At 33.5% G+C, this 3,861-nt stretch carries 6 protein-coding genes; 2 read left to right on the forward strand and 4 right to left on the reverse strand.

Annotated features, from left to right (window positions below; genetic code table 11):
* Positions 1-94: 94 nt before the first annotated feature.
* Genes brxA through AC3WQX_RS04420 form a run of 4 tightly spaced genes read right to left on the reverse strand, consistent with a single transcriptional unit; the run spans position 95 to position 2,191 of the window.
* On the reverse strand, positions 95-532 hold the full coding sequence (gene brxA, locus AC3WQX_RS04405) for a bacilliredoxin BrxA (protein WP_023350268.1): 438 nt from the start codon (positions 530-532) through the stop codon (positions 95-97).
* A gap of 52 nt (positions 533-584) precedes the next feature.
* Positions 585-1,697: a conserved virulence factor C family protein gene (locus tag AC3WQX_RS04410; protein ID WP_023350267.1), complete on the reverse strand. Its 1,113-nt coding sequence runs from the start codon at positions 1,695-1,697 to the stop codon at positions 585-587.
* 32 nt (positions 1,698-1,729) lie between these two features.
* Entirely contained in the window at positions 1,730-1,984 is a 255-nt protein-coding gene (locus AC3WQX_RS04415; protein ID WP_002433917.1) for a NifU N-terminal domain-containing protein, read from the reverse strand.
* A gap of 12 nt (positions 1,985-1,996) precedes the next feature.
* Positions 1,997-2,191 (reverse strand): zinc-finger domain-containing protein, encoded by a 195-nt coding sequence (locus tag AC3WQX_RS04420; protein ID WP_023350266.1) that lies wholly within the window; start codon positions 2,189-2,191, stop codon positions 1,997-1,999.
* 273 nt (positions 2,192-2,464) lie between these two features.
* On the opposite strand from AC3WQX_RS04420, the gene AC3WQX_RS04425 reads away from it, so the two are divergent.
* Positions 2,465-3,169 (forward strand): queuosine precursor transporter, encoded by a 705-nt coding sequence (locus tag AC3WQX_RS04425; RefSeq protein WP_002433951.1) that lies wholly within the window; start codon positions 2,465-2,467, stop codon positions 3,167-3,169.
* A gap of 236 nt (positions 3,170-3,405) precedes the next feature.
* Complete coding sequence (locus tag AC3WQX_RS04430) at positions 3,406-3,798, forward strand: ribonuclease HI family protein (protein WP_023350264.1); 393 nt, start codon at positions 3,406-3,408, stop codon at positions 3,796-3,798.
* The last annotated feature ends 63 nt before the right edge of the window (positions 3,799-3,861 follow it).

Here is a 3,861-nt window from a genome sequence, read left to right on the forward strand (position 1 = left end):
GGAGAGCTATTTAAGATGACAAATTTCTTTTTTTGGATAAAAAAACCGAGTTACATTGTGAAATGCTGTAACTCGGGGTAGTACAATTAAAAAATTATTGGCAATGGTCATCAAAAGCGTCTTTTAAATCCATTGCGATATCGTTAATATCTCTGCCTTCAATATGTTCACGTGGAATAAAGTGAACTAAGTTTTGCCCTTTAAACAAGGCATATGAAGGACTAGAAGGCACTTGTTGGATGTATTCACGCATTGTTTGTGTTGCTTCTTTATCCTGACCTGCAAAAACAGTTACTTTATTTGTGGGTTTCACTTCGTTTTGTTCAGCAACCGCTACAGCAGCTGGTCTAGCTAATCCTGCTGCACAACCACATGTTGAATTAATAACAACGAATGTTGTTTCATCATCTTTTAAGTCATTCATGTAACCCTTCACATCGTCACTAGTTTCTAAACTTTTGAAACCATTTTCAGTAAGTTCAGAACGCATTTGTTGCGCTAATTCTCTCATATAAGACTCATAGCCGTTCATATTAACACTCCTTGATACTTCTTTTGTCATTTATTATTAAACATTAAATAAGTTATCTTTTCCGATTAGCAATTTGTTTCCAAACTGAACCTAAAGCCTCATCTCCATTTTCTATTCTGGAGATAGCCATTTCTATTTGAAGTTTGACTTCATACGCTGAATCGTCTGCATGTGCTTTTAGTGATGCCAATTGTTCCTCATTACCCTCATCAAAAATAAACATCGCTGCACGCCATCTTACGATTTTTTGAGGGTCATCAAGTGCTTTTTCCATTTCTGGTAAAGCTTCTTTGAAACCTAAGTCACTAAGGCAATCGCCAGCAGTTCTTCTTACAGCTGGACTTTTATCGTGAAGACCTTGATAAATATAAGGTAAAATTTTAGGATCTTCAATCATCCCTAGTAGCACAACAGCTTCACGTCTTAAAGGGATTTTCTCTTCATTAAGTGCTGTTTCTAACAACGGGATATCATCAAATGTAGGTGTTGGAAATGCCTTAAGCATTCTGAGACGTGCTTTCCAATCTTGTGCTGACTCATACTCATCCAATGTGACATGTTGATAATGTTGTTCTGGAACTATAATATCAGTTTCAAGTGCTTCTTTAACTAGCGAATCAAGGCGTTCTTCGGGATAAAGTGCGATAACTTCTTCATAAACGCTCTCCATTACTTCTTCCACATTACCATATCGAATGCCGAAATCTTCCCATTTTCTCAAGAATACTACATTATCATTTTCTTTTTGGGCTTCTAGCATTTTATCGATATAAATTTCTGGTAATTGTTTACGTTGTTCATCTTTATTTGTTGTAATCTTAAGTTGATAAGGTATCCCTTTAAACATTAGAACTTCCGCACGAACTTCACCATAATGTTCGTCAGGTTGAGGTTCTTGATTATAGCTTGATTCATTATTAAGTGTTGAAGTGATTTGAGGTAAGACGTCTTCCCAATTGGCCTTTGGTTGTTTGTCTATTGCTAGGAAATCCATCACATAAAAGATGGATTTTACGCCTTCAAGTTTGAGAAGATCGTTAATAAATTGTGGTTGATTTTCTCTTACTTCAGTATAAGTATTGGATTGATTATCTTCTCTTTTTTCAGATAATACAATTTTCATTGTATTAGGACTAGGAGTAGGTTCTACACGAACAATCTCCATTTTTTAGCCCCCCTTTAAATAAAACGTTTATATTAATGATTAAAAGCTGCTTGAATTTGTGGTAATAAATCATCCCAGTTTGCGTCATCTTCTTTGTCAACTGAGATGAAGTCCATCACATAAAAAATAGATTTGACGCCATCGATATCGAATAATCGATTAATAAATTCTGGTTGCCCTTCTTTAGCAGAAGTATAAGTTGTTGAAGAATTATCTTGACGTGGTTCACTTAAAGAAATTTTCATAGTGTTGTGATTTGGTGTTTCTGAAATTGCTACGATTTCCATATTGGTGTCCTCCTATTGTAGCTCGTTCCCTATTTGTTTGATTTGTTTACCTACTGAACACTCATTAATGCAAAAATGATGCGCTTGTGTTTTACCTTGCGTTTTTCTGTTGTGCGCTTTTAGTGGGCATTGGTAACAATAAGTGTTCATGAGCTCGTCGATTTTATTAATCGCTTTTTGTTCTGAATAAGTGAGTATAGCCTCCACTTCCTTTAGCTATATACTTTATTAATGTTACATCTCTTATTTCACATGTTTGTATTATAGCATTGTTAGGGATGTATTTTGAAATAATCAATTTATATTTAATTATTGGAAGTTTGTTGCAAAAGGTACTGAGAAAGAATGCTGATTGAGTTGTATGTATTATGTAAATTTTAGTAACGCTATTGCATATTTTTGTTTTTTAAAGTAAACTAATTAGGTTATTTTTTCGCGGTTTCTAAACACCCGCTTTAACAAAATTTAGGAGGATGTAAGATGTTTAATGAGATTTTTGGTGTAGCTTCGTTTATAGTTACATTTATTTTAATGGTTCTCATGTATCGCTTTTTTGGTAAGCATGGTTTAATTGCATGGGTAGCAATGGGAACAATTATAGCTAATATTCAAGTCATAAAGACAGTTCATATATTTGGTATTTCGGCGACATTAGGGAATGTTATGTTCGCTTCTATCTATCTTGCAACAGACATATTGAATGATATTTACGGCAGAAAAGTAGCAAAACGTGCCGTTTGGTTAGGTTTTTCTTCAACATTAGTAATGATTATTGTAATGCAAATGTCTTTACACTTTATACCTGCACCTGAAGATACTGCTCAAGGTGCGCTTAAAACAATCTTTGATTTAGTGCCTAGAATTGCTTTAGGTTCAATCGTTGCATATATTATCGGGCAACATGTAGATGTGTTTATCTTTTCAATGATTAAAAAGATTTTCAGCTCAGATAAAACGTTTATTATACGTGCTTATGGTAGTACGATTTTAAGTTCAATTATAGATACAGCATTATTTGTTATCATTGCATTTGCCGGTACTTTACCTAATATGGCTGTGTTCGAAATATTTATAACAACTTACCTACTAAAACTTATTTCAACTATATTCAATGTGCCTTTCGGTTACATTGCTAAATCTTTCTATCGCAAAGGTAAGATTCAAAAACTTGATGAAGGCTATTAATTCTTAGTCGACCTATTAAAGGACTAAGTTAATTGAGACTGTCGATAAAGTCTAAGGACTTTGTTGACAGTTTTTTATGTGCGCGTTTTTTCAGGATCTTGTCTCAATATACAGGTATAAAACAAGTCTTTAAAGGTAATCATTTTCAAGAAAAAGTCAGGAAAGAAATGATTTGACCTGTCTATTTATAAATTTGCTACAATATAGTCAAACTTACAAACGAAGGTGTATATGAGATGGCAAAAATATACTTTGATGCTGCAACTAAAGGTAATCCGGGTAGAAGTGCATGTGCAGTTGTAATTAAAGAAGAATCTGAACGTCACGTGTTTACTCATGATTTAGGAGAGTTAGATAATCATAGTGCGGAATGGGCAGCAATGATTTATGCGTTAGAACATGCAAGAGAGCTCAATGTTAGAAACGCCCTACTTCATACTGATTCAAAATTAATTGAAGATAGTGTTAATAGTGGTCGTGTAAAAAATGCTAAATTTAAACCTTATTATGATAATATGGAAATTCTCGAACAAAGTTTTGATTTAATGTTTGTTAAATGGGTTCCTAGAGATAAAAATATAGAAGCAAACCAGCATGCACAACAAGCTTTATATAAATTGATTAAATAAAAAAAGAACAGGCTATAGGATTTCCTATAACCTGTTCTTACTTTAGAAGCGGTTATTTATTTT

It is taken from the genome of Staphylococcus sp. FW104-15G4D (assembly GCF_058790135.1).

What these genes read in the sequence shown, in the direction of transcription:
- brxA (WP_023350268.1), bottom strand. Translation starts at nt 532, where the DNA reads ATGAACGGCTATGAGTCTTATATGAGAGAATTAGCGCAACAAATGCGT.
- AC3WQX_RS04430 (WP_023350264.1), top strand. Translation starts at nt 3,406, where the DNA reads ATGGCAAAAATATACTTTGATGCTGCAACTAAAGGTAATCCGGGTAGA.
- AC3WQX_RS04415 (WP_002433917.1), bottom strand. Translation starts at nt 1,984, where the DNA reads ATGGAAATCGTAGCAATTTCAGAAACACCAAATCACAACACTATGAAA.
- AC3WQX_RS04410 (WP_023350267.1), bottom strand. Translation starts at nt 1,697, where the DNA reads ATGGAGATTGTTCGTGTAGAACCTACTCCTAGTCCTAATACAATGAAA.
- AC3WQX_RS04425 (WP_002433951.1), top strand. Translation starts at nt 2,465, where the DNA reads ATGTTTAATGAGATTTTTGGTGTAGCTTCGTTTATAGTTACATTTATT.